At 69.7% G+C, this 25,213-nt stretch carries 25 protein-coding genes; 13 read left to right on the forward strand and 12 right to left on the reverse strand.

Annotated elements, in window-relative coordinates:
• The first annotated feature begins 104 nt into the window (after positions 1 to 104).
• Both def and DKG75_RS10010 read left to right on the forward strand, forming a co-directional pair.
• Positions 105 to 626, forward strand: a complete 522-nt coding sequence (gene def, locus DKG75_RS10005; RefSeq protein ID WP_208111972.1) for a peptide deformylase — start codon at positions 105 to 107, stop codon at positions 624 to 626.
• A 5-nt stretch (positions 627 to 631) separates the two neighbouring features.
• Positions 632 to 1,294 carry a COQ9 family protein gene (locus tag DKG75_RS10010; protein ID WP_109920925.1) on the forward strand — a complete coding sequence of 221 codons (663 nt, stop codon included), beginning with the start codon at positions 632 to 634 and terminating at the stop codon, positions 1,292 to 1,294.
• Here DKG75_RS10010 and DKG75_RS10015 read toward each other — a convergent pair.
• Genes DKG75_RS10015 through DKG75_RS10025 form a run of 3 tightly spaced genes read right to left on the reverse strand, consistent with a single transcriptional unit; the run spans position 1,275 to position 3,139 of the window.
• Positions 1,275 to 2,441 (reverse strand): 5-(carboxyamino)imidazole ribonucleotide synthase, encoded by a 1,167-nt coding sequence (locus tag DKG75_RS10015; RefSeq protein WP_109920926.1) that lies wholly within the window; start codon positions 2,439 to 2,441, stop codon positions 1,275 to 1,277. The two genes, DKG75_RS10010 and DKG75_RS10015, sit on opposite strands and share 20 nt — an antisense overlap.
• Positions 2,438 to 2,926 carry a 5-(carboxyamino)imidazole ribonucleotide mutase gene (gene purE, locus DKG75_RS10020; RefSeq protein ID WP_109920927.1) on the reverse strand — a complete coding sequence of 163 codons (489 nt, stop codon included), beginning with the start codon at positions 2,924 to 2,926 and terminating at the stop codon, positions 2,438 to 2,440. The genes DKG75_RS10015 and purE overlap by 4 nt, the downstream gene beginning before the upstream one ends.
• Before the next feature lie 12 nt (positions 2,927 to 2,938).
• Positions 2,939 to 3,139: a YdcH family protein gene (locus DKG75_RS10025; RefSeq protein WP_109920928.1), complete on the reverse strand. Its 201-nt coding sequence runs from the start codon at positions 3,137 to 3,139 to the stop codon at positions 2,939 to 2,941.
• A gap of 209 nt (positions 3,140 to 3,348) precedes the next feature.
• Here DKG75_RS10025 and DKG75_RS10030 point away from each other — a divergent pair, with 209 nt between their 5' ends.
• Entirely contained in the window at positions 3,349 to 3,516 is a 168-nt protein-coding gene (locus tag DKG75_RS10030) for a YdcH family protein (RefSeq protein ID WP_109920929.1), read from the forward strand.
• 113 nt (positions 3,517 to 3,629) lie between these two features.
• Here the strand turns inward: DKG75_RS10030 and DKG75_RS10035 are convergent, their stop codons facing one another.
• Positions 3,630 to 3,953 carry a type II toxin-antitoxin system RelE/ParE family toxin gene (locus tag DKG75_RS10035; RefSeq protein WP_109920930.1) on the reverse strand — a complete coding sequence of 108 codons (324 nt, stop codon included), beginning with the start codon at positions 3,951 to 3,953 and terminating at the stop codon, positions 3,630 to 3,632.
• Positions 3,950 to 4,225 carry a ribbon-helix-helix domain-containing protein gene (locus DKG75_RS10040; RefSeq protein ID WP_109920931.1) on the reverse strand — a complete coding sequence of 92 codons (276 nt, stop codon included), beginning with the start codon at positions 4,223 to 4,225 and terminating at the stop codon, positions 3,950 to 3,952. Before DKG75_RS10040 ends, DKG75_RS10035 begins: the two co-directional genes overlap by 4 nt.
• A gap of 198 nt (positions 4,226 to 4,423) precedes the next feature.
• Between DKG75_RS10040 and pbpC the strand changes: the two genes are divergently transcribed.
• A complete protein-coding gene (gene pbpC / locus DKG75_RS10045; RefSeq protein WP_243746466.1) occupies positions 4,424 to 6,553 on the forward strand; it encodes a penicillin-binding protein 1C in 2,130 nt (709 codons plus the stop codon).
• A gap of 77 nt (positions 6,554 to 6,630) precedes the next feature.
• A complete protein-coding gene (locus DKG75_RS23485; protein ID WP_243746465.1) occupies positions 6,631 to 6,918 on the forward strand; it encodes a lipid-A-disaccharide synthase N-terminal domain-containing protein in 288 nt (95 codons plus the stop codon).
• Here the strand turns inward: DKG75_RS23485 and DKG75_RS10055 are convergent.
• Positions 6,890 to 8,110, reverse strand: coding sequence for a class I SAM-dependent methyltransferase (locus DKG75_RS10055; protein WP_109920933.1), 1,221 nt, complete (start codon positions 8,108 to 8,110; stop codon positions 6,890 to 6,892). The genes DKG75_RS23485 and DKG75_RS10055 overlap by 29 nt on opposite strands.
• 180 nt (positions 8,111 to 8,290) lie before the next feature.
• Here DKG75_RS10055 and DKG75_RS10060 point away from each other — a divergent pair, with 180 nt between their 5' ends.
• The 3 genes from DKG75_RS10060 to DKG75_RS10070 all read left to right on the forward strand — a co-directional run bounded on the left by DKG75_RS10060 (position 8,291) and on the right by DKG75_RS10070 (position 12,624).
• The gene (locus DKG75_RS10060) at positions 8,291 to 9,310 is read left to right on the forward strand and encodes an OmpA family protein (RefSeq protein WP_166646371.1); all 1,020 of its coding nucleotides are present in this window, start codon (positions 8,291 to 8,293) and stop codon (positions 9,308 to 9,310) included.
• Between the two features lie 21 nt (positions 9,311 to 9,331).
• Positions 9,332 to 11,137 carry an ABC transporter ATP-binding protein gene (locus DKG75_RS10065; RefSeq protein ID WP_109920935.1) on the forward strand — a complete coding sequence of 602 codons (1,806 nt, stop codon included), beginning with the start codon at positions 9,332 to 9,334 and terminating at the stop codon, positions 11,135 to 11,137.
• A gap of 80 nt (positions 11,138 to 11,217) precedes the next feature.
• Positions 11,218 to 12,624 (forward strand): WS/DGAT/MGAT family O-acyltransferase, encoded by a 1,407-nt coding sequence (locus DKG75_RS10070; protein ID WP_109920936.1) that lies wholly within the window; start codon positions 11,218 to 11,220, stop codon positions 12,622 to 12,624.
• 8 nt (positions 12,625 to 12,632) lie between these two features.
• Here DKG75_RS10070 and DKG75_RS10075 read toward each other — a convergent pair whose 3' ends face one another.
• Positions 12,633 to 14,408, reverse strand: a complete 1,776-nt coding sequence (locus DKG75_RS10075) for a gamma-glutamyltransferase family protein (RefSeq protein WP_109920937.1) — start codon at positions 14,406 to 14,408, stop codon at positions 12,633 to 12,635.
• 574 nt (positions 14,409 to 14,982) lie between these two features.
• Here DKG75_RS10075 and DKG75_RS10080 point away from each other — a divergent pair.
• Positions 14,983 to 15,681 carry a septal ring lytic transglycosylase RlpA family protein gene (locus DKG75_RS10080; protein WP_109920938.1) on the forward strand — a complete coding sequence of 233 codons (699 nt, stop codon included), beginning with the start codon at positions 14,983 to 14,985 and terminating at the stop codon, positions 15,679 to 15,681.
• 37 nt (positions 15,682 to 15,718) lie between these two features.
• Complete coding sequence (locus tag DKG75_RS10085; RefSeq protein WP_133636815.1) at positions 15,719 to 16,960, forward strand: aminotransferase class V-fold PLP-dependent enzyme; 1,242 nt, start codon at positions 15,719 to 15,721, stop codon at positions 16,958 to 16,960.
• On the opposite strand, the gene DKG75_RS10090 is transcribed toward DKG75_RS10085, so the two are convergent.
• Positions 16,953 to 18,347 (reverse strand): flavin monoamine oxidase family protein, encoded by a 1,395-nt coding sequence (locus DKG75_RS10090; protein ID WP_109920940.1) that lies wholly within the window; start codon positions 18,345 to 18,347, stop codon positions 16,953 to 16,955. The genes DKG75_RS10085 and DKG75_RS10090 overlap by 8 nt on opposite strands.
• Before the next feature lie 187 nt (positions 18,348 to 18,534).
• Here DKG75_RS10090 and DKG75_RS10095 point away from each other — a divergent pair, with 187 nt between their 5' ends.
• The 3 genes from DKG75_RS10095 to DKG75_RS10105 all read left to right on the forward strand — a co-directional run bounded on the left by DKG75_RS10095 (position 18,535) and on the right by DKG75_RS10105 (position 21,216).
• A complete protein-coding gene (locus DKG75_RS10095; RefSeq protein ID WP_109920941.1) occupies positions 18,535 to 19,572 on the forward strand; it encodes an ABC transporter substrate-binding protein in 1,038 nt (345 codons plus the stop codon).
• Positions 19,573 to 19,681: 109 nt separating this feature from the next.
• Positions 19,682 to 20,458, forward strand: a complete 777-nt coding sequence (locus DKG75_RS10100; RefSeq protein WP_109920942.1) for an ABC transporter permease — start codon at positions 19,682 to 19,684, stop codon at positions 20,456 to 20,458.
• Positions 20,446 to 21,216, forward strand: coding sequence for an ABC transporter ATP-binding protein (locus DKG75_RS10105; protein WP_109920943.1), 771 nt, complete (start codon positions 20,446 to 20,448; stop codon positions 21,214 to 21,216). The genes DKG75_RS10100 and DKG75_RS10105 overlap by 13 nt, the downstream gene beginning before the upstream one ends.
• Here the strand turns inward: DKG75_RS10105 and DKG75_RS10110 are convergent, their stop codons facing one another.
• From DKG75_RS10110 to DKG75_RS10125, 4 genes are all read right to left on the reverse strand, one after another.
• The gene (locus DKG75_RS10110; RefSeq protein WP_109920944.1) at positions 21,217 to 22,308 is read right to left on the reverse strand and encodes a hypothetical protein; all 1,092 of its coding nucleotides are present in this window, start codon (positions 22,306 to 22,308) and stop codon (positions 21,217 to 21,219) included. It abuts the gene before it with no gap.
• Positions 22,305 to 22,955, reverse strand: a complete 651-nt coding sequence (locus DKG75_RS10115) for a 5-bromo-4-chloroindolyl phosphate hydrolysis family protein (protein ID WP_109920945.1) — start codon at positions 22,953 to 22,955, stop codon at positions 22,305 to 22,307. Before DKG75_RS10115 ends, DKG75_RS10110 begins: the two co-directional genes overlap by 4 nt.
• Before the next feature lie 9 nt (positions 22,956 to 22,964).
• Positions 22,965 to 24,557 (reverse strand): VWA domain-containing protein, encoded by a 1,593-nt coding sequence (locus DKG75_RS10120; RefSeq protein ID WP_109920946.1) that lies wholly within the window; start codon positions 24,555 to 24,557, stop codon positions 22,965 to 22,967.
• 96 nt (positions 24,558 to 24,653) lie between these two features.
• Positions 24,654 to 24,917 carry an usg protein gene (locus DKG75_RS10125; RefSeq protein ID WP_109920947.1) on the reverse strand — a complete coding sequence of 88 codons (264 nt, stop codon included), beginning with the start codon at positions 24,915 to 24,917 and terminating at the stop codon, positions 24,654 to 24,656.
• Positions 24,918 to 25,213 lie beyond the last annotated feature (296 nt).

The following is a 25,213-nucleotide window of genomic DNA, read 5'->3' on the forward strand; positions in this document are numbered from 1 at the left end:
CGGCGTCGCGCCGACCGTTCTGCAACGGCCTCAGCATGCCATGGTTCCGGGCTTTCGTCTTTTCCGGCGGTTGCATCGGCAGAAAGCTGCGCCATAGTGCGGCCATGGCCATCCGACCGATCCTTCGCATGGGGCACCCGATCCTGCGCCGCCGGGCCGAACCGGTGGGCGATCCGGCCACGCCCGAGATCCGCGCCCTTGTCGCCGACATGGTCGACACCATGCGCGCGGCGCACGGGCGGGGCATCGCCGCGCCGCAGATCGGCGTCTCGCGCCGGCTGGTGATCTTCCACGCGCCCCTGGACGACCAGAATTCGCGCGCCGTCGCCGATGCGCCGCTGACCGTGCTGGCCGATCCGGTGGTCGAGGTGCTGGACCCCGCCCTCGCCAGCGATTGGGAGGGCTGCCTGTCGGTGCCCGGGCTGAAGGGCCTGGTGCCGCGCGCCCGGGTCATCCGCTACCGCGGTCTCGACCTCGACGGCCGGCCGGTGGAGCGGATCGCCCGTGATTTCCACGCCCGGGTGGCGCAGCATGAGATCGATCACCTGGACGGCATTCTCTATCCCCAGCGCATGACCGACCTCGGCACGCTGGAATTCCTGGACTCCGAGCCCTTCGAGGACTGAACGCCATGGCCGAGATTCCCGCCGACGAATTGGCGCAGCGCCTTCTGGACGCCATGATGCCCCATGTGCCTTTCGACGGCTGGACCGCCAAGGCGATCGAGGCGGCGGCCAGGGACCTGGGCATCGACCTGCTGATGGCGAAGAACGCCTTTCCGGGCGGCGGGCCCGATGCCATCGCGCTGCATTCCGACCGCGCCGACAAGGCGATGGTCGCGGCCCTGACGCCCGCGGCACTGTCCGGCCTGAAGATCCGCGAAAAGATCGCGCTCGCCGTCCGCACCCGCCTGGAACAGGCGGAGGCCGACCGCGAATCGGTGCGCCGCGCGGTGCAGCTTCTGGCCCTGCCGCCGGGGGCGCCGCTGGCGGCCCGGCTGCTGGCCCGCACCGTCGATGCGATCTGGCGCGGCATCGGCGACGAATCGGAGAATTTCAGCTTCTACAGCAAGCGCCTGATCCTGGGCGGGGTCTATTCGGCGACCGTCGCCTATTGGCTGCAGGACGACAGCGAGGGCCGGGCCAAGACCTGGGAATTCCTCGACCGGCGCATCGACGACGTGATGCAGATCGGCAAACTGCGGGCGCGGGTCGAACCCTTGCTGAAGGCCGTGCCCTCGCCCTTTTCGGCCCTGATGCGCCTGCGCGACGCGGTCAACGCGCGGAAGGCGTGACCGCCGCGCGCAGGGCGGCGATCGCCGCCTCGGCCGGGACCGCGTCGTCGGTCAGCACGCGGGTGACATGGCCCATCTTGCGGCCGGGCCGGGCCTCGGCCTTGCCGTAGAGATGCAGGTGGGCGCCCTCGGCCAGCAGCAGCCGGCCGTGGGCATGGGCATCGTCGCCGATCAGGTTCAGCATGACCGCGCGGCCCCGCCGCAAGGGACAGCCGAGCGGCAGGCCGAGGGCGGCGCGGGCCGCCTGCTCGAACTGGCTGGTCTCCGCGCCCTCGATGGTCCAATGGCCGGAGTTGTGGACGCGGGGCGCCATTTCGTTGACCAGCAGGGCGCCGTCCGCGGTCACGAAGAATTCGATCGCCAGCACGCCGACGTAATCGAGGGCGATCAGGAAATCATGGGCGATGGTCTGGGCCCGAAGCGCCGTCGCCGCCGGAAGCGCCGGGGCGGGCGCGATGGTGACGTCGAGAATATGGTGGCGGTGGCGGTTCTCCACCGGGTCGAAGACCGCGACGTCGCCGGCGACGCCGCGGGCCGCGACCACCGAAATCTCGGCGGTGAAATCGACGAAGCCTTCGAGAATCGCCGGCTGGCCCTTCATGGCGGCGAAGGCGGCGTCGAGATCGGCGGCGGTGCGGATCATCGCCTGGCCCTTGCCGTCATAGCCGAGGCGGCGGGTCTTCAGCACCGCCGGCAGGCCGAGCGCGGCGACGGCGGCGTCGAGATCGGCCCGGCTGTCGACGGCGCGGAAGGGCGCGGTGGCGGCGCCCCGGCCGTTGGCGAAAGTCTTTTCCGCCACCCGGTCCTGGGCGACGGCCAGCGCCTTCGCGCCCGGCCGCACCGGCTTCCGCGCGGCCAGGAATTCGACGGTGGCCGCCGGCACATTCTCGAATTCATAGGTGACGGCATCGACCGCGGCGGCAAAGGCGGCCAGCGCCGCCTCGTCGTCATAGGCGGCGATGGTGGCGGCGGCGGCGACCTGGCCGGCCGGGGGGTCGGCGTCCGGCCCGTAGATATGGCTGCGATAGCCGAGATTGGCGGCCGCCAGGGCGATCATCCGGCCCAATTGGCCGCCGCCCAGGATGCCGAGGGTGGAACCGGGGGGGAGCAGGGCCCCGGTCAGGGGGGCGGGGCGGGGCGCGCTCATTCCGCCGTCTCCGGCACGCCTTCGGTCTGGCGGCGGCGGTAGTCGATCAGGCGGGCGTCGAGGCCGGGATCGCCGAGGGCGAGAATCGAGGCGGCCAGCAGCCCGGCATTGATCGCCCCCGCCTTGCCGATGGCCAGGGTGCCGACCGGCACGCCGCCCGGCATCTGGACGATGGAGAGAAGGGAATCCTGGCCCTTCAGGGCATGGCTTTCGACCGGCACGCCCAGGACCGGCAGGCTGGTCAGCGCGGCGGCCATGCCCGGCAGGTGGGCGGCGCCGCCGGCCCCGGCGACGATCACCTTGAGGCCGCGGGCCTTGGCGCCTTTCGCATAGTCGAACAGGCGTTCCGGGGTGCGGTGGGCGGAAACGACCTTCACCTCATGGGGCACGCCCAGGGCGGTGAGGATATCGGCGGCATGGACCATGGTCGGCCAATCCGACCGGCTGCCCATGATGATGCCGACGAGGGGGGGGATCTGATCCATGACTGGCAACCGTCAGGCGATGATGTCGGGCAGAAGCTGGCTGTTGACCTTCAGGATCAGGTCTTTCAATTGCAGCTTCCGTTTTTTCAGGCGCTGCACCTGGATCTGATCGAAGGGCGGGGTGGTGGTCAGGGCATCGATGGCGGCGTCAAGATCACGGTGTTCCTGCGTCAATTCCTTCAGCTTTCGCTGCAGTTCTTCCTCGTCCACCATTCGCGCTGCAATCTCCCCACCGGAAAGAGGGCCTTTGTACCATGTCCGCGCGGACAGTTGCACGCCCGCAGTGCGCTTCCGCCGCGTTACGGCCGGCTCTTCCGCGCTGCCGAATCGAATCGATGCAGCGCGTCAAGGCTTGACGGGTGACGGTTCAGTGACCACGTGCTTAGATGTAGTCCCAGAGGTCAACAAGGGAGGATGTACGAATGAGCCTTGAAGCACGTACGGCCAGCCTGTCCCAGCGTCACGCGCTGGTCGACCGCGAGTTGGAGGCGGAAGCCCACCGCCCCATGCCTGACCAGGCGGTGATCGCCAAGCTGAAGCGCGAAAAACTTCGACTGAAGGATGAAATCTCCCGTCTCTCGACCAATTGACCGGCGCGGCCGTACGGTCGCTTACCCGATTTCCGCGCGCCGCCCCTCCGGGCGGCGCGTTTGTTTTCAGGATGCCGCCCGAAGGGGCGGCGCGTTTGTTTTGGCGGGCTTCGCTATTCTTCGAGCGGCGGCTTGGCGTTTCGCCGCATTGCCGGGGCCGTGTCCTGCCCTCCGGTGAAGACCCCGAGGATCACCACGCGTTTTCGCCCCTCGTCGATCACGAACAGGATGGTGGCACGCCGGCGATAGCCGACAGAGCGGAGACCCGGGCGGATATCGTCATGGGTCGCGCCGCGATGGGGCGATGCGGCGAAGCCGTCGCAATAAAGTCTCAGCCCGTCCATGAAGCGGGCGGCACCTGCCCGGTTGCGGGCCGTGCGGATGTAGCGGCCGATCTTCTGAACTGCCGCGGGGGCCCATCTTACCTCGTAGGTCATTCCGCCCGGTCGTCGGTCCGGGCGGCGTCGATGGCAGCGGCCACTTCGTTGGAGGTATGGAGGTCGTCAGGCCTGTCGCGATAGGCGTCATGGGCGGCGGCGCCTTCGGTCCGCAGCCAGGTCTGGAAGGAGTCCTCCCGCGCGAGATGCGCGCGGAGCGCTGCACGCACGACTTCGCTGACACTGGCATAGGCCCCGGATTTGACCTGCCTGTCGAGGGCTGCCGCCATTTCGACCGGCAGCGTTATGCTGAGAGCCTGGGTCCTTCTCATCCGACGATCTCCCTCATCCGACGATCTCCGACGCCATGATATCAAATCATATTTGATAAGACTGAATCATATCATGATGTGCGAGGGATGAAACATTGAGAGACGGGTCACAGGCGCCATGCCGGAAACCGTCTAAGATCCGACGATGGCGTGCTACCACTGTGCGGGCGGCGGCGGATCGTAAGGGGGAGAAGGCGGTTGCTGTTCTGGCGGGGAAAGCGCTGGCGCCGGCTGGCCCTTGGGGGCCTGGCCGGGCTGTTGCTGCTGGCCGGCACGGCAGCGCTGCTGGACAGGCTGTTTCCCCTGCCGCTGAGCCGGGCCGAGGGGCTGTCGGCGATCGTGCTCGATGCCGGGGGGCAGCCGCTCCGGGCCTTTCAGGCGCCGGACGGGCGCTGGCGGTTCGAGGCGCGGGTGGCGGATGTCGATCCCGATTTCATCCGCATGCTGGTCGCCTATGAGGACCGGCGCTTCTACCGTCATCCGGGGGTCGATCCCCTCGCGCTGATCCGGGCGGTGGCCCAGGCGGTCGGCGCCGGGCGGGTGGTTTCCGGCGCCTCCACCCTGACCATGCAGACCGCCCGCCTGTTGGAGCCGCGGCCGCGGACGCTCGGTGCCAAGCTGATCGAGATGGCCCGCGCGCTGCAACTCGAATGGCACCTGTCGAAGGATGAAATCCTCGGGATCTATCTGACGCTCGCCCCTTACGGCGGCAATCTCGAAGGGGTGAGGGCGGCTTCCCTGTTCTATTTCGGCAAGGAGCCGGACCTGCTGACGGCGGCCGAATCGGCCCTGCTGGTCGCCCTGCCCCAATCCCCCGAGCGCCGCCGCCCGGACCGCAACCTGGAGATTGCCCGCGCCGCGCGGGACGAGGTGCTGGCCCGGGTCGCCGGCTATGGCGCGCTGAGCGCGGCCGCGGCCCGCGAGGCGGCGGAGGAAAGGGTGCCGGTCGCCCGCCTGCCCGCGCCCTTCCTCGCCCCCCATCTCGCCGAGCGGCTGCACGCGGCCGCGCCCGGCCGGCCGGTGATCACGACCAATATCAGCCGCGACCTGCAACGGGCGCTGGAGGACCTCGCGGCGCGCACGGTCGGCCAGTTCGAGGCGACGGCCAATATCGCCGTCCTCGTCGTCGCCAACGACGGGCGCCGGGTGGTGGCCAGCGTCGGCTCCGCCGGCTATTTCGACCGCCGCCGCGCCGGCCCGATCGACATGACCGGCGCCGTGCGCTCGCCCGGCTCGGCCCTGAAGCCCTTCATCTACGGCCTCGGCTTCGAGGACCTGATCTGCCACCCGGAAACCATCGTGGTCGACCGGCCGATGCATTTCGGCGGCTATGCGCCGAAGAATTTCGACCGCATCTTCAGGGGCGAGATCAAGGTCGCCGAAGCCTTGCAATTGTCCCTGAACATCCCGGCGGTCGCCGTGCTCGATCTCGTCGGGCCCCGGCGCTTCGCCGCCCGCCTGGCCGAGGCCGGGGTCGCGCTGCGCCTGCCCACGCCGGGGGCGGCGCCCAGCCTGCCCATCGCCCTCGGCGGGGTCGGGGTCACGCTGCGCGATCTCGTCACCCTGTTCGCGGCGCTCGCCGACGGCGGCACCGCGCTGCCGCTCCGCGACCGGGCGGACGAGCCCGGGGGCGCGCCCGTCTCCTTGCTGTCGCCCTCGGCCGCGTGGCAGGTCGCCGCGATCCTCAGGGACACGCCGCCGCCGCCCCATCTGCTGCCCGGGGAAGCGACGGCGACCGGGCGCCATATCGCCTATAAGACCGGCACGTCCTATGGTTTCCGCGATGCCTGGGCGATCGGCTTCGACGCGGACTATACCATCGGCGTCTGGGTCGGGCGGCCGGACGGTTCCTTCTCCGCCGGGCGGATGGGGCGCGACGCGGCGGCGCCCCTGCTGTTCGCCTCCTTCGGCATGGTGCCGCCGCCGGGACCGGCCGCGCTGCGTCCGCCGCCACCGCCGCCGGGCACGCTGATCGCGACCCAGAACGAACTGCCCCCCGGCCTGAAGCGGCTGCGCCCGCGCCGCGACGAGGCCGGGCCCGAGATCGCCGCCCTCGAAGGCGGGCCGCGCCTGACGACGCCGCTGGCCGGCGCCACCATCGAGGTCGAACGGGCCGGCGACGGCAGCCTGCCGACCGTGCCCTTGCGCGTGCAGGGCGGCACCATGCCCCTGACCTTCCTGGTCAACGGCCGCCCGATCGCGACCAGCGCCTTCCGCCGCCAGGCCGAATGGCAACCGGACGGGCTCGGCGCCGCCAGCGTCACCGTGGTCGACGCCCGCGGCCGGGCGGTCAGCGCCGATTTCCGCCTGATCGCCGCCGGCGGCTGACAAGCGCGCGAAGCGGGACGACAGGGCACGGATTTCCGTCTATAAGGCGGCCGTCCGAGGCCCGCAGGAAGTCCGCCGTGCAAGACTCTCTCATCTGGATCATCATCGGCTTTGCCGGTCAGGCCCTGTTCACCATGCGCTTCGTGGTGCAGTGGATCGCCAGCGAAAAGGCAAAGCGCAGCCTGGTCCCGGTCGCTTTCTGGTTCTTTTCGGTCGGCGGCGGCGTCGTGCTGCTGGCCTATGCCATCCACCGCGAGGATCCGGTGTTCATCGCCGGCCAGGCCGGCGGCCTGATCATCTATGCCCGCAATCTCTGGCTGATCTACGGCCACAAGGCTAAGGCCGGGCAAGAAACAGCCGGCTGATCCCGTTCAGCACGGCGAAGGTCGCCGGCCAGGCTTTTTCGAAGCCGCCGACCTTGGCCCTGGCGGCGATTTCCCCGACCGTCGCCCGGCCATCGACATGGCGGAGAATCGCCGGTGCCGACTGCGGCAGGGGGAAACGGTAGGACAGGCCGTCCAGCACCAGTTTCAGTACCCGGTCCTGGCCCATGGCGGCGATCATCTGCTCAGGCCCGGTGCGCGACCAGACCGGGACCGCCGCCTCTTCCAGGGGATCGGGCGGCACCGCCTCGTGGTCCGGGTGGACGGCATAGGCGACGTGGCGGGCGATATTGCCGGCGAGGCGTTCCGCCAGCATCGCCCGGCCGCGCGGGTCGAGCGCCGTGGCGAGGCGGCGCAGCTGCGGATCGGCCAGATAGGTTTCGGGCTGGTAGCGCGCCGGCTCGATCAAGGCGGTGACGCCGAGGCCGCCGTCCTCGATCAGGCCGACGAAGCCTTCGATGTCATAGGCCCGGTCGCGGGAATGCAGCAGGAGATCGAAAATCCCCGCATCGCCGCCCACGGCATGGTCGGTCACCGCCTCGTTGCGGCGCAGGCGGTTGGTGGCGGGCAGGCCCGGCAGCAGGCGCTTCGCGACATTCAGCCGGGCGGCCGGGGCGTCTTCCTCGGGCGAGAGCAGGCGCAGCGCCTCCTGCACGTCATAGACGCCGCTGCGGCCGATCCGGCCGTAGACCATCAGCCCCATGCCGCCGCCCCGGGCGAGGACGGAGCGGAGCGCCGCCAGCCCCGCCGCCGGAGCGTCCAGATGGTGCAGCACGCCGCAGCAGTCGATGTAGTCGTAAGGGCCCGGCGCCAGGCGCTCGACGTCGAGCAGCGAACCGGCCACGAACTGGATGTCGAGGCCGCGCACGGCGGCGCGTTCGGCAGCGACCTTCTGCGCCGCCGCCGACATGTCGAGATGGGTGACCGTGGCCGCGATGCCGGCATCCTTCAACTGCTGCGCCAGCATGATGCAGCCGTCGCCGGTGCCGCCCCCGGCGAAGAGCACGCGCAGGCCCGCCGGCAGCGCGCCGCCGAAGATCCAGTGGCGGATTTCCGGCAGGGCGCTGGGACTGCCCTCGATCAGGCGCTTCGCCTCGTCCTTCGGGTTGCGGGCGGGATAGGGCAGGGTCTCGTAGTGCCGGGCGACCAGGCGGTCGGTATCAAGCGTGGACATGGCGGACCCGTGAGGCGGTGGAATCGATCGTCGAGACTAGCTCAACCCGGGTGTGCGATGCACCCACGGGCAAAAGTTAACCATGATCCGGGCGGAAACCGCCGCAGCGAACATTGAGGCGAAATCAAGTCGATGTTAGAAAAGGCAAATCCTGTGCCGGACCATTGCTTTGGGGGCTCCATGACCGTCGTTTCCCGTATCGCCCTTGCGGCGGCTTTCCTGGCGGCCGCGACCGCCGGCGCCCGGGCGGAGTCGAGCGAGGGGCCCTACCTCGGCGGCTACTTCTCCTATTCCTTCCCGGGCTCGGTGGATGCCAAGGGCAATCTCGGCGGCAATGCCGCGATCCCCGACAGCGGCGAACTGGAACTGGACAACGGTTTCGGCGGCGGCGCCCTCTTCGGCTACGACTACGGCGCCTTCAAGGCCGAGGCCGAGGTCGCCTACCGCAACTACGGCAACGACAAATACGGCAAGCTGACGCTGGACGGCTCGCCTTCCGCCGCCATCCGCGCCGAGGGCGACACCGGCCTGCTGGCCGTGCTCGGCAATGTCATCTACGAATACGAGAATTCGTCGACCTTCACCCCCTATGTCGGCCTCGGGCTCGGCGCCGGCTGGGTCTTCGCCGACGGCGGCAATGACGCCGGCTTCGCCTATCAGGGCATCGCGGGTGCCAAGGTCGGGCTCGGCGACGGGCTGGCCGCCTTCGTCGACTACCGCTATCTCGCCACCACCAATGTGAAGGCGGGCAATGTCGACGGCTCGCTGGCGACGCAGAATGTCCAGGCCGGCCTGCTCTATACGTTCAACGCCTATGAACCGCCGCCGCCGCCGGTGCCGACGGTCGCCCCGGTGCCGGCCCCGGCCGCCGCCCGCTCGTTCATGGTGTTCTTCGACTGGAATTCGGCCGCGATCACGCCGGATGCCGCCGCCATCATCCAGGATGCGGCGCAGTCGGCGGTGTCGCTGGGCGTCACCCGGATCGAACTGACCGGCCACGCCGACCGTTCGGGTTCCACCGCCTATAACCAGGGCCTGTCGCTGCGCCGGGCCGAAGCGGTGAAGGCCCAGCTGATCTCGCTCGGCCTGAACGAAGGCGAGATCGTCACCGTCGGCAAGGGCGAGGAAGCGCCCCTGGTGCCGACGCCGGACGGCGTGCGCGAGCCGCAGAACCGCCGCGTCGAGATCGTGCTGCCCTGATTCAATGACCCTTCGCGCTAAGTGATCTTTCGCGATACGCCTGCGCCGCCGCCGCCTGCCGCCACCCTGGTCGGGCTGCGCGGGCGGCCGGGGGCCTTCCTTCTCTATTACTTCCGCCGGCACGGCTGGGGTTTCCTGCTGCTCGGGCTGGCAGTCGTCGGCGCCGTGCTGTGCGGGGTCGGCACCCAATTGGCCATGAAGCACCTGGTCGACCGGCTGGCGGCGGGGCCGGCGGCGGCCGGTGCCGCGGCCTGGGGCGATTTCACCGTGATCGCCGGCTTCATCGTTGCCGACAATGCGCTGTGGCGGGTCGGGGGCTGGGCCTCGGCGCGGATCTTCGTCGCCATCACCGGCGAGGTGCGCCACGATCTCTTCGCCCATCTGGCGGGCCATGCCCCGGGCTTTTTCGCCGACCGCATGCCCGGCACCTTGGCCAGCCGGGTCTCCGCGGTCGCCAATACGGCGGTCAACCTGTCCTCGCTGGTGACCTGGGGCGTGCTGCCGCCGGTGCTCTCGCTGATCGGCTCGATCGCGGCGGTGGTGACCGTCGATCTCGGGATGGCGCTGGGGCTGGGGGCGGTCGCGGTGCTGCTGGCGGTCCTTCTCTATTATCTGGCCGGACGCGGCGCCCACCTGCACCGCGACCATGCGCGGGAGGCGGCGGAACTCGACGGCCAATTGGTCGATGTCGTCTCCAACCTCGGCCTGGTCAGGGCGTTCGGCGCCACCTGGCGCGAACGGGTGCGGATCGGCGGCATGATCGGGCGCGAGATGCGCACGCGCTATCGCAGCACCATGTATCTCGAAAACCTGCGGCTGGTGCATGCCGTCGCCGTCGCCCTCTGCGCGACCGGGCTGCTGGCCTGGGCGCTGGCGCTGTGGCAGGCGGGGGCGGCCACGGTCGGCGACGTGGTGCTGGTCAGCACGCTCGGCTTCGGCATCCTGCACGGCAGTCAGGCGCTGGCCATGTCGCTGGTCGGGCTGGCCCAGCATACCGCCCGCCTGGACGAGGCCCTGGATGCCCTGCTCATCGCCCATGACATCGTCGATGCGCCGGCGGCCGGCACCCTGGCCCCGGCGGGCGGGCGGGTCCAGTTCGAGGGCGTGCGCTTCGCCTATCCGGGGCGGACGGCGGCGCTCGACGGTCTCGACCTGCACATCCGGGCGGGGGAACGGGTCGGGCTGGTCGGGCGTTCGGGCGCAGGCAAAAGCACCGTGGCCGCCCTGCTGCAACGGTTCTGGGAACCGGCGGCCGGCCGCATCCTGATCGATGGCCAGGATATCGCGGCCATGACCCAGGACAGTCTCCGCGCCGCGATCGCCGTGGTCCCGCAGGACGTGGCCCTGTTCCACCGCACGGTGTTCGACAATCTGGCCTATGCCAGGCCCGAGGCTCCGCGCGCAGCCGTGCTGGCCGCCGCCGAGGCGGCGCAATGCACCGGCTTCATCGAGGACCTGCCCGACGGCTTCGACACGCTGGTCGGCGACCGCGGGGTGAAACTCTCCGGCGGCCAGCGCCAGCGCCTGGCGATCGCCCGCGCCCTGCTGAAGGATGCGCCGATCCTAGTGCTGGACGAAGCGACCTCCGCCCTCGACAGCGCTTCGGAGGAAGCGATCAAGGCCGCCCTCGACCGGCTGATGGAGGGGCGCACCGTGATCGCCATCGCCCACCGCCTGTCGACCTTGCGCGATTTCGACCGTATCGTGGTCATGGCCGAGGGCCGCGTGGTCGATGAGGGCAGCCCGGCCGAGCTTGCCGGCCGGCCCGGGCCGTTCCAGGACCTGCTGCGCGCCCAGCTGGCGCCGGGGGACGAAGCGCCGCTTTGACGGCAATTCCCCGCACCGGCCCTTGACGCCATGGCCAAGCCCCTGTGCCATGGCAAAAGAAAATACCGGGGGGAGAGACAATGGCGACTCGGGTGCTGAAGCCGACCGATGCCGCGTGGATCTATATCGAGAAGCGCGAGAAACCGGTTCATGTCGCCTCGCTCGCGACCTTTTCCCTGCCGCCGGGGGCGCCGCCGGGCTTTTTGCAGGATCTGGTCGCCGCCTGGCGGGCGCGGCCCTATTACGCGCCGCCCTTCAACCTGCGCCTCCGGCCCGGGCTGCTGGCCAATGTCCTGCCGGCGTGGCAGGAATTGAAGCCGGAAGAGATCGACCTCGACTATCACCTGCGCCATTCCGCCCTGCCGAAGCCGGGGGGCGAGCGTGAGCTGGGCGTTCTGGTCTCGCGCCTGCATTCCCATGCCCTCGACCGCAGCCGGCCGCTGTGGGAAATCCACATCATCGAGGGGCTGGAGAACAACCGCTTCGCCGTCTACACCAAGGTCCATCATTCGCAGATCGACGGCATGGGCGGCATGCGCCTGCTGTCCCGCTTCCTCGCGACCGATCCGACCCGCCGCGGCCTGCCGCCGCCCTGGGAAGTGGGCCTGTTCGGCGGCGCCAAGAAGCGCGAGACCGACGAGGGGGCCGATCAGGGCAGCCTGATCGAAAAGCTGATCACCCTCGGCCGCGACCAGTTCCGCTCCGGCTTCGATGCCGCCAGGGCGCTGGGCAAGCTGGCGCTGGAGGCGCGGAAGGGCGGCACGGACGGCCCGGCCTTTCCCTATGGCGCCCCGGAAACCATCCTGAACGGCAAGATCCGCGGCAAGCGCCGCTTCGCCACCCAGCACTACGACCTCGCCCGCATCAAGGCGGTGTCCAAGGCGGCGGGGGTCACGGTGAACGACGTCTTCCTCGGGCTGTGCGCGACCTCGCTGCGCCGCTACCTCGACGGTCTCGGCGAATTGCCGCAGAAGCCGCTGACCGCCTCGGTGCCGGTCTCGGTCCGGCCGTCCGACGATGCCACCGTGGGCAACGCCATCTCGACCATCTTCGTCAACCTGCACACGGATATCGCCGATCCGATCGAGCGGCTGAAGGCGATCGCCGCCTCCTCGGCGCCGGCCAAGGAAAAACTGCAATCGATGTCGCGCGGCGCCATCGACAATTACACCCTGGTCCTGATGACGCCCTATATGGTCCAGCTCATGCTCGGCCTCGGCACCATGACCCGGCCGATGAACAACCTGGTGATTTCCAACGTGCCGGGACCGGCGGAAACGCTCTATTTCGACGGGGCGAAGCTCGAACAGATCTATCCGGTTTCCCTGCTGTTCGATGGCCAGGCGCTGAACATCACTGTCCTTTCCTATGCCGGGCAGTTCAACCTCGGCTTCACCGGCGACCGCGACAGCCTGCCCCATATGCAGCGCATCGCCGTCTATACCGGCGAGGCGCTGGCGGAACTGGAGGCGCGCCTCGGCCTCTAAGCCTCTGGCTACTGGCCGGCCACCGCGCCCTCGCGCCGGGGGTCGGCCGCGCCGCTGAGGCCGTCCGGGCCGATGGCGATGGCGGCAAGGCCGGAATTGAGGTCGGTGATCTCGGTCCGGTAGCCAAGGGCCTGAAGCCCGGGGGCGAGATCGCTGGCTGCGGTTCCCGCCTCCAGCTCGAAGGGGCCGAAGCGGTTGAGGAGATGGGGCGCGGCCAGGGCCGTCGCCGGATCCTGGCCCCAGACGAGATGGCCGATCAGGGCCTGGGCGACGAAGCCGATGATCCGGCTGCCCCCCGGGCTGCCGATGGCGAGCACCGGCCGGCCGTCGCGGAAGACGATGGTCGGCGCCATTGAGGAGCGCGGCCGCTTGCCCCCCTCGACCCGGTTGGCCACGGCCAGGCCCGCGGCATCCGCGGCGGCGAAGGAGAAATCGGTCAGTTCATTGTTCAGCAGGAAGCCGCGCACCATGAGGCGCGAGCCGAAACCATTCTCGATCGTACCGGTATAGGAAATGACGTCGCCCGCCGCATCCCGGATCACCACCTGGGTGGTCGAGGGGAAGTCCGGCCCCGCCCCGGCGCCGGGCAGGGGGGCGAGGTGGCCGCTGTCCTGCGCCGGCTGGCCGGCCGGCACCGGACCCGGCATCACCGGACCTTGGGCGGCCGTTCCGTCCAGCAGGCGGGCGCGCAGCGCCAGGTAACCGGGCGCGATCAGGCCGTTGGCGGGCACGCGGAAGAAGGCGGGATCGGCCAGCCAGCGCTCGCGGTCGGCGAAGGCAAGGCGCGAGGCTTCGCCGATCACCCGCCACGCGGCCGCCGAGCCCGGGGCAAGCGCGCCGAGGCCGCCCGCCTCCGCCAGGGACAGGATCTGGATGACCGCGATCCCGCCCGACGACGGCGGCCCCATGCCGCAGATGTCGTAACCGAAGGCGGGCGCGCACACCGGGTTGCGCTCGATAACCTTGTAATTCTCGAGATCGCTTTCGGCCAGCGCGCCCGGATTGAGGGCGTCACCGGTTACGCGGGCGACGATGTCGTCGGCGATCTCGCCGGAATAGAATGCGTCGACGCCGCCCTCCGCGATCCGGCGCAGGGTTTCGGCATAGGCGGGATTGCGCAGGACCGCGCCCGCCGCCAGCGGCCGGCCGTCGGCGGCGAAGAAGTAACGCGCGGCTTCGCCGTCGTGCTTCAGCCGCTCGCCCTCGGCCGCGATCAGGGCGGCCAGCCGGGGCGAGACCGGAAAGCCGGCGTCGGCAAGTGCGATCGCCGGCGCCAGCAGGCGCTCGAAGGGCAGCCGGCCGGCGCGGCGGTGGATTTCTTCGAGAAGGCGCAAGGTCGCCGGCGTGCCCACCGAACGGCCGCCGACGACCGCGGCGAAGAACGGCAAGGGCTTGCCGTCCGCGCCGAGAAAGAGGTCGGGGCCCGCGGCGGCGGGGGCGGTCTCGCGCCCGTCGAGGGTGATCAGGCGCCCCGCTTCCGCCGACCAGTGCAGCAGGAAGCCGCCGCCGCCGAGGCCCGAGGACTGGGGCTCGACCAGGCCAAGCACGAGTTGCACCGCGACCAGGGCATCGGCGGCGCTGCCGCCCTCGGCCAGGATCGCGCGGCCGGCCTCGGCGGCGAGGGGATGGGCGGCCACGACCATGAAGTCGCGCGCCTTTCCGGCCTGGACCGGGGCCGCGCCGCCGGTGCCGGCCTCCGGGGCATGGCGATCGCTGGCCTGCTGGCCATGGCTGCCGGTCGCAACCAGTGCGAGTGTCAGGCCGATGATGCTGGCGAGGCGCATTTCCCCCTCCGGCCATGAAAGAAAATCCGGGGCAGGTGGCTTCCGGACCATGAAATATGGGCTCGAAACACCCGTCCAGGCATGGTTCAGGGCATCTTAACCACGATTTCCAAGTAACTGAAAATAAAGAAAATCGGCATCATTGTGCGGTGCTTTCCGGGCCTTGCGGGCGGTGCTTCGGGACTGCCCGCGGACGGGCAGGGTTGCCAAGGAGGATTTTTTTCGTCAATGTCGCGTCGTGGCAACCCGTGCGGGAGACCGGAAACCTCCGTCCCGCATGTCCAGAAAAGCCCGGCATGGTTGTCGTCGGCCCAGAGGGTAAGGACGTTTGAGTCCTGAATTTTACATCGGGGTTCTTGGCTTCGCCATGGGTCTCGTTGGCTTGCGGTGGCGGCTGAGGGCAGTCGCAACCCGTCGCCCGACTCGTTGAGCCGGGCGTTTTCATAAACATCTGGTGCAGTCCGGGGCAACCGGACGCGTCGCAGTGTGTTGTTGGCCTTGGGATAGGGGTCTGTTCCAGTCCGCGCGCGGCACATCCTCCGTGCCCGCGCGCCGAAGAAGGAGAGGAGGATCGATGGCGGCAACCCGTTTGCTCGCGTTGAATTGGATCGTGGCTGCCGCGACTGCGGCTGCCGTAACCTTGGGCGCCACTTCGGCGGCCCGGGCGACCGACAACGCCGACGACCCGGTCAGTATTCGCGATTCCGCGGTTGCTGTATCGTCTGAAGTTACCACGCCCGAGGCGGCCGCGCCGGCGGGCGCCGCGCGCCCGGGCCCGGTCCGCGACGCCGCCGGCAAGGCGGGGGCGCCCGTCGCCGCCGCGGTCGGCGGCCCGATCAGCGACCGGGAGAAGATCGCCGGTTCGCAGTCCGAACGGGTGGTGCGGGAATTCGCCGGCAATGCCTCCTGGTACGGTCCCGGCTTCCATGGCCGGCGCACCGCCAACGGCGAGCGTTTCGACCAGCACGAGCTGACGGCGGCGCACAAGACCCTGCCCTTCGACACGCGGGTGCGGGTCACCGCCATCGCCACCGGGCGGTCGGTGATCGTCACCATCAACGACCGCGGGCCCTATATCCGGGGCCGCGTGATCGATCTGTCCGCGGCGGCGGCGACGGCCATCGGCCTGCGCGACCGCGGGGTCGGCAAGGTGAAGATCGAGGTGCTGGAAGGCGGTCCGGACGTCGATCGGGCGATCGGTTCGCGCGCCACGGCGGATCGGGAAGGCACGGCGGCGCCGCGCCGCGTGACAACCATCATCCCGACCAATTAAGCTGCACCCCCGGTTGGACCAACCGGGGGATGCTGCTTTGACTTCGGCTAACAGGGGCGGCGTCGATCTCGACGTCGGTTTCGCGCGGGCGCAGTTTCCGCCGCTCGCCAACGGCACGGCGTTTCTCGAGAATGCGGGCGGCACCTATGTGCCGCGCCAGGTGATCGACCGGGTCACCCGCTATATGACCGAACTGCAGGTGCAGCCGGCCTATGGCTTCGCCGCCTCGGCGGAAGCCGCGCGCCTGATCGCCGAGGGGCAGGCGGTCGCCGCCGCCTTCCTGAACGCCGGCACGGACGAGGTGCTGGTCGGTCCCTCGACCACGGTCAACGTCATGGTGCTGGCGGCGGCGCTGCGGCCCCTGCTGGCGCCGGGCGACGAGATCGTCGTCACCAACCAGGACCACGAGGCGAATTCGACCCCCTGGCGCCGGCTGGCGGAAACGGGGGCGAGCGTGCGCGAATGGCCGATCGATCCGGTCACGGCGGAACTCGACCTCGACGTGCTGCGCGGGCTGGTCGGGCCGCGCACCCGGCTCGTGGTCATGCCCCATTGCTCGAATATCGTCGGCACCTTCAACGATGTCGGGGCGGCGGCGGCGATCGCCCGGGCGGCGGGCGCCCTGATCGCGGTCGACGGTGTCGCCTATGCCCCCCACCGCCTGCCGGACGTGAAGGCGCTGGACGTCGATTTCTATTATTTCAGCCTCTACAAGACTTTCGGCCCCCATGTCGGCGCGGCCTATGTCCGGCGTGCGGTGGTGGCGCGGCTGGCCCCGCAGAATCACTTCTTCATCGAAGAGGCGCCGAAGATGCTGAACCCCGGCGGCCCGTCCCATGAATTCACCGCCGCGCTGCCCGGCATCGCCGATTATTTCGAGGCGCTGGACCAGCATCACTTCGCCCTGCCGGTCAACAGCCTGCGCGGGCGGATGGAACGGCTCTACGGCCTGTTCGCCGCCCATGAGGACCGCCTGGGCCAGCGGCTGCTGGCCGGGCTCGCCCTTCTGCCCGCTATCCGGCTGATCGGCCGGCCCACCGTGGACGGGCAGCGGGCGCCCACGGTTTCCTTCACCGTCGCCGGCCGCGACCAGGGCGAGATCGCCCGCATCCTCTGGGACCAGGGCATCGCTGTCGGTCAGGGGGATTTCTACGCCCGACGCGTGGTCACCGCCCTTGGCCTGCATCCGGGCGGGGTGATCCGGGTCAGCCTCGCCCATTACAACGACGAGGGGGATGTGGACCGCCTGCTGGCCGCCCTCGGCCGGGCGATCAGCTGACGGTATTCAGGGCGTCCTGATTCAGGGCGGCCAACACTTCGATGGCCGCCCGTTCGCCCGATTCGAGGGCGCCCTCGACATAGCCGGTGGCCTCGATCGCGGTTTCGGTGCCGGCGAAATGGATGCGGCCGGCCGCTTCACGGATCACCGGGCCGAAGCCGGTCAATGTCGCCGGCGCCATCAGCCCGGCATAGCAGCCGCCGGACCAGTCCTCGGCCAGCCAGTCGTTCTCGGCATAGTCGATCGGGTGGGCGGCCTCGGGCCCGAACAGGCGGGTGAGGGTGGCGATCACCGCCGCGCGTCGCGCCTCGGGCGTTCGGGCGGTGAAGCGGCGTGTCGCCTCGCCCTCCAGGAAGCCGGTCAGGATGCCTTCGCCGGCGCCTTCGGGGGTGCCGTCGAAGATGGGCGAGAACGGCCCCCGGTCCGACACCGCCTCGCCCGAGAGGCCGCGGGCGCGCCAGAACGGCGTGCGATAGGCGACATGGCATTTGATCACGCTGCCCATGGGGCTGCGCTGGGCCAGGCCCTGGCGCAGGCTGGGCCAGGGCGGCGAGACCTGGAGCCGCGGCAGCAGGGCGAGGGGGACGGTGACGATGGCCCGGCGGCAGCGCAGCGGCGCTTCGCCCCCGCCATGGACGGTGACCCCGGCCGCATCCTGTTCGAGCGCGGCGACCGGCCGGCCCAGGCGCAGGCGCTCGCGCCCGACCTCGTCCGCCAGGGCTTCGGACAGGGCGTGGAGGCCGCCGCGGAAGCGGTCCTGCTGCGCCCCGCCCCGGACCGAGATCAGCGGCTCCAGCCCGCCGGAGGCGCGGATATAGGCCAGGAAGAACAGCATGGAGATTTCCGCCGGCTCGGCGCTGAAGACCGCGCGCACCGCGATCGCCATCAGGGCGCGGGCGCCTGCCGTGCGGACATGGCGCGCCAGCCAGGCATCGACCGTGTCGCGGTCGAGATCGGCCGCCCCGGCGGCGGCCCAGGGGGCGCTGGCGCTGAGGGCGGCGGCCATGCGCTCGATCCGCTTCATCACCCGGTCGGTCTCGATCAGGGCCAGCAGGGGGATGGCGGGAATCAGGCCCTCGTAGCGTTTCACCGTGCCACCGAATTCGATCAGCTTGGCCCCGGTCTCGAACTGGGGTTCGGTGGCGATGCCGTGGCGCGCCGCCAGCGCCCGCAGGCGGCGGTGGTCGGGCCCGACCCATTGCCCGCCCAGATCGACCCGGTGGCCGGCGACCATGCCCGGCTTGGTCCGCCCACCCACCCGGTCGCGCGCCTCGATCACCCGCACCGCCCGCCCGGCGGCGACCAGGGCGCGGGCCGCGCTCAGCCCGGCAAAGCCCGCGCCGATGACACAGACGTCGACCGTGGCGTCGCTGATGTCGTGCTGCATGCCTGTCCTCCCCGCTGGCGCCGATGATCGGTGGCGGGGCGGGGAAGGCCAAGTCTATTAATAACTTTATTTTCTTGTAAATATAATATTTATGCGTCTGAAATTGACAAATAAGCGCAACCGTCGTTCACTCCCCGTCCAATCACCGCGCGAACAGCGGGGCAACGGGAAAGAGAAGGGTCGCATCATGGTCGCCATCGATCGTCGTTCGGTACTGGGACTGGGGGCGGGCGCCGCCGCTCTGGCGCTGTCGGGCCTGGGGCGCCGGGCCTCGGCGGCGGAGCCGGTCGAGGTGCGGGTGGGCTTCATTCCGGTGACCGGCGTCGCCCAGCTTTTCGTGCTCGACGGTCTCGGCTGGGCCAAGGAACAGGGCCTGAACCTGAAGCTGACCCAGTTCGCCTCCGGCCCCAACCTGATCCAGGCCGTGGCCTCGGGCGGGATCGACGCCTATTTCGCCGGTGTCGGCCCCCTGATCGTCGCCCGCCAGAAGGGTATCGGTGTCAAGGTCGTGGCCGCGACCGCGGTCGAGGAAGTGGCCGTGCTCGGCGGCAAGAAGGTCGCGGAGGCGGTCGCCAAGGGCGGCACTCTGGCCGAGGCTTTCGCCGCCGTCGCCAAGGACCTGGGCCGGCCGGTGAAGATCGCCACCCAGCCCAAGGGCTCGGTGCCGCAGACCGTGCTGCTCTACTGGATCCGCAAGGTCGCCAAGATCGACGAGGCGACGGTCGAGGTCGTGCCCCTCGGCATCGAGGAAACCCAGCAGGCCCTGCTCGCCGGCGGCGTCGAAGCCGCGACCATCCGCGAGCCGGCGATCACCGTCACCATCGAAAAGAACCCGGAGATCAAGATCCTGGTCGCCGGCGGCCAGATCCTGCCGAATCAGCCCGGCTCGGTCTTCGGCCTGACCGAGGCCTTCATCGAGAAGCAGCCGGCCGCCGCCCAGGCCCTGGTCGATCTCACCGTGCGCGCCACCGAATTCCTGCAGAAGGATCCGAAGGCGGCGGCACCGCTGGTCAATGCGGTGCTGGGCAAGGGCCTGCTCTCGGTCGAGACGATCGAGAAGGCCCTGGTCTCGCCCGGCTCGAAATTCGTCGCCGATCCGGAATCGATCGTCGAATCGACCAAGATCTTCCAGGACTTCCAGCTGGAGATCGGCGCGATCGAGAAGGCCGGCGACCTGAGCCAGCTGTTCGACGCCAGCTTCTACAAGAAGGCCGTCGCGAAGTAAGCGCGCCGCCCCGCCGGGGCGGCCGTTTCACATGGCCGATGATCGGGACGATCGACAAGTCGCCCGATCTCGGCCATTTCTTGCTTTTCACACCTTCGTTCGAGTGGACATGAGCAAAGGACAAAGGGGCGGCAGCCTCGCCGACCGGCCGATCCTGCTGGCCATCGCCGGCCTGCTGGGCTTCCTTGGCCTGTGGGAAGGGGTGACGCGCTTCGGCCTGATGTCGCCGATCTTCCTGCCGCCGCCGTCGAGCCTGCCCCAGGCCTTCTGGCGCGAGGTCAGCAGCGGCATCTGGCTCGACCGCATCGGCCAGAGCCTGGACCACTACCTGATGGGGCTGATTCTCGGCTCCCTGCTCGGCATCGGGCTCGGCATCGTCACCGGCATGTCGCGGACGGTGGAGGGGCTGACCGCCTGGGTCATCCGGGTGCTGCGCCCGATTCCGGGCCTCGCCTGGGTGCCTTTCGCCATCCTGTGGTTCCAGATCTCGCCCGCCGCCGCCACGTTCATCGTCGGCGTCGGCGTCTTCTGGATCAATTATTTCACCACCCTGGCGGCGGTGCAGGGGGTGGACGGCGACCTGATCGAACTGGCCGAATCCTTCGGCTATCGCTCGCGCTTGGTCAAACTGGTGAAAGTGGTGCTGCCGGCCTCGACCCCGGGGATTCTCGCCGGGGTGCGCACCGGCCTCGGCCAGGCCTGGATGTCGGTGGTCGCGGCGGAGCTTTTCGGTGTCGCCGGCCTCGGCCAGCGCATGAACGAGGCGGCGACCTTGCTCGCCTCCGATATCGTCGTCGTCTATATGCTGACCATGGCCTTGCTCTACGGCCTTGTGGATGCGGCTTTCGTCCTTCTCCGGAACTGGTTGTTGCGATGGCGCCCCTGATCGATAGTCCCGTGATCGATATTTCCGACCTTTCGATCGTGCTCGGCGGCAACACGATCCTCGAGGGCTTCAATCTCCGGGTCGAGAAGGGCGAATTCGTCGCCGTGGTCGGGGCCAGCGGCGTCGGCAAGTCGACCTTGCTGCGCATCATCGCCGATCTCATCCCGGCGGCGAAGGGCACGGCCAAGGTGACGACCGCGCCCGCCGCCGACCGCCGCCCCTATGCCATGGTGTTCCAGGATGCGCGGCTGCTGCCCTGGCGCCGGGTCTCGCGCAATGTCGAATTCGGTGCCGAAGGGCTTGCCATCGGCCGGGCCGAGCGCCACGCCCGGGCGGCCCAGGCGCTGGCCCTGGTCGGCCTCGGCGATCATGGCGCGCGCTATCCCCACCAGCTTTCCGGCGGGCAGCGCCAGCGGGTGGCGATCGCCCGCGCCCTGGCCGTCGCCCCGGAAATCCTGCTGATGGACGAACCCTTCGGCGCCCTCGACGCCATCACCAGGGCCGGGTTGCAGGACGAATTGGTGCGCCTGTGGCAGGAGACCGGCAAGACCATCATCTTCGTCACCCACGACATCGACGAAGCGGTCTATCTCGCCGACCGGGTGATCCTGCTGGGCGGCAAGCCCGGGCGCATCCAGTCCGAGCACCGGGTGCTGACGCCGCGCCCGCGCGCCCGCGACCATGTCGAGGCGCAGAGCCTGGCGGCGGAAATCCGCGACAACCTCCAGAACGCCGTCTACGACGGCGCCGGCATCTGATCAGGCCAGCCGGTCGAGCAGGGCGAGCATCACCCTGGCGTCCGGCATGGGCAGGATGGCGTCCACCCGGTCCGGGATCAGGCGGGCGAGATCGGCGAGCACCGCCGCCTCGCCGCGGGCGCCCAGGGGGCCGCGGAAGCCGTGGTCTTCCCAGGCGATCGCCTGAAGCGCCGGGCCGTTCAGGGCATCGATCAGCCCGTCCGCCTGAGGCTTCAGGCTGAGCAGCGGATGGGCGGAATAGACCGTGGGCACGGGGTAGAGCGGCACCGGCCGGTAGCGCCCGCCGGCGATCCGCGCCCAGCGCTCCCGGTCCGCCAGGATCCATTCGATCAACTGGTTCTCGTAGCCGACGATCATGGGGTGCACGCCCGGGCCCCCGGCCAGGTAATCGTCGAACAGGCTGCCGGACGAATTGGACTTGTAGCCCATGCGGCGGAAAATCGTCTCGACCTCGCCGCCGACCCGGTCGAGGGCGGCGCCGGTGGCGACGTCGCCGGCCAGCAGGTTGGCGGCCAGACCGGCGAACATGAAGCCCGAATTCGAAAGGTTGGGGTCGGTGGTGACCAGCCGCGCCTTGCCGAACAATTCCGGCACCGCGAGGTCGGCCCAGGCTTTCTCTGCCAGGATCGCCTTCAGGAAGGCGGCGAGGTCGAAGGCGAGATGGCCGTCGGCCTCTGTCCGGGCGAGGCCGGCGGCGGTCAGGCCGTCGACCACGTTGGACCAGGAATAGACCACGATCGGCGAATTCAGGACGACCTGGGACCGGCGCACCGGGATCTGGTTGTCCTTGGCGATCTCGACCATCACCGAGGACGAGGGCCAGAGGAAATCCGGCCCCTGGGCCCGCAGTTCGGGGGCGCGCACCATCTCGACCGAGCCGGCCTGCCGCGCCTCCAGCGCGAAGCCGGCACCGGCGAGCGCGGCCCGGGTGCGGGGATTGGCCAGGAAGCCCTTCTTCTCGCCGCCGACGAAGCCGGTCAGGGCCAGCGGCTCGCGCAGCAGGCTGCTGTCCCGCAGCGCCATATAGCCGCCGGTCGCGGCGATGCCGGCGCCGAGCAGGCCGAGGCCGAAAGCGCGTCGCGACAGGCTCATGCCCTGGTCTCCAGATCGTTCTTCAGCGAAAGGTCGAGCATCTGGAGGTCGACGTCCAGTTCGGTCAGGTCGCTTTCGAAAAGCGCATCGCGCGACAGGGCGAAGGCCCGCTCCAGCCGGGCCAGCATCTCGGTCGCCTTGCGCATCCGCTCGCGGTCGGGGCTGCGCTGCCCTTCAAGCAGGACGACCCCGGCGCAGAGATCGGCGGCCGAGGGCAGGAAATGGGTCAGCAGGCGGCGGGCATTGCGCAGGCGCACCGGCTCGCGCTCGACGATGTCGGTGACTTCGCGGGCGAGGGCGGCCAAGTGCAGGGCGGCCTTGCCGCCGGCCGGATCCTTGATCCGCGCCGCCTCGGTTTCCAGGCGCCGGACCTCGGGCAGGGCGGCGGCCAGCAATTCCCGGGCGAAGGCCAGCCCCTCGTCCGAGAGGGATTTCGTGTCGGCGCCCTCGAACAGGCGCCGCGGCCCGAGGGCGAAGGCAAGGCCGAGGCAGACGAGGACGCCGCTGCCGGCCGCGACCAGGAACGGAATGTCGAGGCCGAGCGCCAGGGCCGGCACGGCCGCCGCCCCGGCCAGCCCGCCGGCCAGCCAGTTGTTGCCGCTGCCGCCCGGGGCGGATGCGGGCCTGCGCCCTCTGTCCCCGCTCACCGCCGCTCCCTAATTATAGCCGCGGAGCGACCGGAAGGCGCCGGTCAGGTCCTTGGTGCCGTCGAAGACCCGGGCGCCGGTGCCCTTGGCCAGGATGTCCAGCGCATCCCGCCGGGCATTGCCGAAGGTGACGCCGAACACCGGGACCGCGCCGCCGCCGCCGGGCCGGCCGGCCAGGAAGGCATCGGCGCTGCCCTCGCTGACGCCGTCGGTCATCACCGCGATCGCCGGCAGGTAATCGTTGTCGCTGCCGCGCAAGCGCTCGATCTGGCGATAGGCTTCGTCGATGCAGGCATAGATGTCGGTGCCGCCGCCGACCGGCCAGGCCAGGGCCTCGGCCAGCAGGCGGGCCTGGCCCTCGGCGGTGCCGGCCGCATCCCAGACGGCGCCGACGCGGCCGCTGAAGGGGATGACCACGATGCGGTCGGCGGCCGACCATTGCACCAGCAGTTCCGCCGCCCGCTCGGGCGTGAAGAGGAATTGCAGGGCCTGGCGCAGGGCATAGATGCCCTCGCCCTCCATGCTGCCCGAGAAGTCGAGGCAGAGCACGGTCAGCGAAGGCCGGCGCAGCGCCTCCTGGTAAAGGGCGAGGGCGCGGCGGATGACGCCCGGTTCCGGCGTCGGGATGGCGGTCACCAGCCGTTCGGGATCGAAGTTCCAGTCCGCCTCGGCCTTGGCCTGGCCGCCGCCGAGCGCAACGCGGCGGCCGGTCGCCGCGATCTGAGCCTGGATCTCGGGGGAGAGCAGATGGGCCTGGAGGGCGACGAAGAACTCCTCCACCGCCTTGTCGCGGCCGCGCTCGACGAAGCCGAGCGGGGAATCGGCGACCGCCACCCCTTCCGCCGGATAGACCGCCCAGAGCACGTCCTTGCCCTTGGCGCGCAGGGCGTCGTTGGTTTCCTTGATGACGGCTTCATAGTTCCACATGGCGTCGAGAACGGCGCCGCGGGCGGTTTCCTGGAGATAGAGATCGGCCAGCCAGCCGCTGGAACCCGACGACCGCTCGACCCCGCGCAGCAGGGCGCGGACCTGGCGCAGCGTGTCGGGATCGTCGAGGTCGGCCGCTTCCAGCAGGGGCTTGCCGCGCGCCGCCGCCAGCATGGCGAGATAGGCGGCGCTGCCCGAATTGGACTGGGTGGCGGAGGTCATGAAGAAGCGCAGGCGCCCGGCCTCCACCGCTTCGAGAATGGCCTTGGTGGTCACCGGGCCCTTGGTCCAGCCCAATTCCTCGGCCTTGGCCTTGCGGACGCCTAGCACCACCGGGTTCTGCGAGATCGAGCGGCGGTGGGTGACGGCGCGGGCACTATCGAACAGGTCGATCCACAGGCTGGCCGCGGGCCAGACCGCATCCACCGTCCTGTCCTGGCCGGGGCGGAGCGAGAGGCCGATGTCGAGGGAACCCTGGTAGGCCAGGGTGCAGGTGACGCCCTTCGTGCGGCAGAAATCCTGCACGATCGGCTCCAGCGCCTGGTTTTCCGAGCCGGCGACGATGGTGAAGTCGAAGGCGGGCTGGCTGTCGCAGGCCGCCAGCGCCAGAACGACCCCCAGCCCGAGCGCGGTGGCAAGCGCACGCAGGCGCGAGAACGGCTGTGGCCACGCCATGGCTGCCCCCAAAACATTGTCCTGAGCGTTCTTATACCGCCGATCAACCGGCCCGAATGTTATGAAATTGTGACAATCGGGCCGGGCGGGAAACCATCAATGCAGGGCGAAATAATTCCGGGTGTGGCGGAATTCGCCGGGCGTGATCAGCTTGTTGCTGACCACCTTCACCGAATGAAGCCGGCCGTCGAGATTGGCTTCCCAGAAGTCGAGAAACTTCCGCAGCTCGGGATAGCGCGGCGCCAGATCCAGTTTCTGCCAAGTATAGCTTTGCAGAAGTGCCGGATGATCCGGCATGTGGTACAGAATTTCCGCCGTTGTCAGGCGATAGTCGGACAGCATGCGGGCAAGATCGCTCATGCGGCACTCCTCATCTGTTGACCAATTCATCGCGACTAATGACCGGGGATCGGGCTGGCACTCTCCTTCACCGACTGCTAACGACTGATTTCGATGGATCCATTGAAGCAGTACTTCGTAAAGGAAGCGTAACACGACTTTTGCCGCCGTAAACACTTGCTTTTCTGCAGTGCAAAAGAAAAAGGCCTTGGCGCAGGGGCCAAGCCATTCGGCAAGCGTGTTGAAATCCAGCGCGTGAAGCACCGGGTTGGCTCCAGGTTCAAAGACTTAGGGCCTGTCTGCCTTGCCGGAAAAAT

The sequence above is a fragment of the Zavarzinia compransoris genome (assembly GCF_003173055.1).
Lineage (GTDB): Bacteria > Pseudomonadota > Alphaproteobacteria > Zavarziniales > Zavarziniaceae > Zavarzinia > Zavarzinia compransoris.

What these genes read in the sequence shown, in the direction of transcription:
- def (WP_208111972.1), top strand. Translation starts at nt 105, where the DNA reads ATGGCCATCCGACCGATCCTTCGCATGGGGCACCCGATCCTGCGCCGC.
- DKG75_RS10010 (WP_109920925.1), top strand. Translation starts at nt 632, where the DNA reads ATGGCCGAGATTCCCGCCGACGAATTGGCGCAGCGCCTTCTGGACGCC.
- DKG75_RS10015 (WP_109920926.1), bottom strand. Translation starts at nt 2,441, where the DNA reads ATGAGCGCGCCCCGCCCCGCCCCCCTGACCGGGGCCCTGCTCCCCCCC.
- purE (WP_109920927.1), bottom strand. Translation starts at nt 2,926, where the DNA reads ATGGATCAGATCCCCCCCCTCGTCGGCATCATCATGGGCAGCCGGTCG.
- DKG75_RS10025 (WP_109920928.1), bottom strand. Translation starts at nt 3,139, where the DNA reads ATGGTGGACGAGGAAGAACTGCAGCGAAAGCTGAAGGAATTGACGCAG.
- DKG75_RS10030 (WP_109920929.1), top strand. Translation starts at nt 3,349, where the DNA reads ATGAGCCTTGAAGCACGTACGGCCAGCCTGTCCCAGCGTCACGCGCTG.
- DKG75_RS10035 (WP_109920930.1), bottom strand. Translation starts at nt 3,953, where the DNA reads ATGACCTACGAGGTAAGATGGGCCCCCGCGGCAGTTCAGAAGATCGGC.
- DKG75_RS10040 (WP_109920931.1), bottom strand. Translation starts at nt 4,225, where the DNA reads ATGAGAAGGACCCAGGCTCTCAGCATAACGCTGCCGGTCGAAATGGCG.
- DKG75_RS10055 (WP_109920933.1), bottom strand. Translation starts at nt 8,110, where the DNA reads ATGTCCACGCTTGATACCGACCGCCTGGTCGCCCGGCACTACGAGACC.
- DKG75_RS10060 (WP_166646371.1), top strand. Translation starts at nt 8,291, where the DNA reads ATGACCGTCGTTTCCCGTATCGCCCTTGCGGCGGCTTTCCTGGCGGCC.
- DKG75_RS10070 (WP_109920936.1), top strand. Translation starts at nt 11,218, where the DNA reads ATGGCGACTCGGGTGCTGAAGCCGACCGATGCCGCGTGGATCTATATC.
- DKG75_RS10075 (WP_109920937.1), bottom strand. Translation starts at nt 14,408, where the DNA reads ATGCGCCTCGCCAGCATCATCGGCCTGACACTCGCACTGGTTGCGACC.
- DKG75_RS10080 (WP_109920938.1), top strand. Translation starts at nt 14,983, where the DNA reads ATGGCGGCAACCCGTTTGCTCGCGTTGAATTGGATCGTGGCTGCCGCG.
- DKG75_RS10090 (WP_109920940.1), bottom strand. Translation starts at nt 18,347, where the DNA reads ATGCAGCACGACATCAGCGACGCCACGGTCGACGTCTGTGTCATCGGC.
- DKG75_RS10095 (WP_109920941.1), top strand. Translation starts at nt 18,535, where the DNA reads ATGGTCGCCATCGATCGTCGTTCGGTACTGGGACTGGGGGCGGGCGCC.
- DKG75_RS10100 (WP_109920942.1), top strand. Translation starts at nt 19,682, where the DNA reads ATGAGCAAAGGACAAAGGGGCGGCAGCCTCGCCGACCGGCCGATCCTG.
- DKG75_RS10105 (WP_109920943.1), top strand. Translation starts at nt 20,446, where the DNA reads ATGGCGCCCCTGATCGATAGTCCCGTGATCGATATTTCCGACCTTTCG.
- DKG75_RS10110 (WP_109920944.1), bottom strand. Translation starts at nt 22,308, where the DNA reads ATGAGCCTGTCGCGACGCGCTTTCGGCCTCGGCCTGCTCGGCGCCGGC.
- DKG75_RS10120 (WP_109920946.1), bottom strand. Translation starts at nt 24,557, where the DNA reads ATGGCGTGGCCACAGCCGTTCTCGCGCCTGCGTGCGCTTGCCACCGCG.
- DKG75_RS10125 (WP_109920947.1), bottom strand. Translation starts at nt 24,917, where the DNA reads ATGAGCGATCTTGCCCGCATGCTGTCCGACTATCGCCTGACAACGGCG.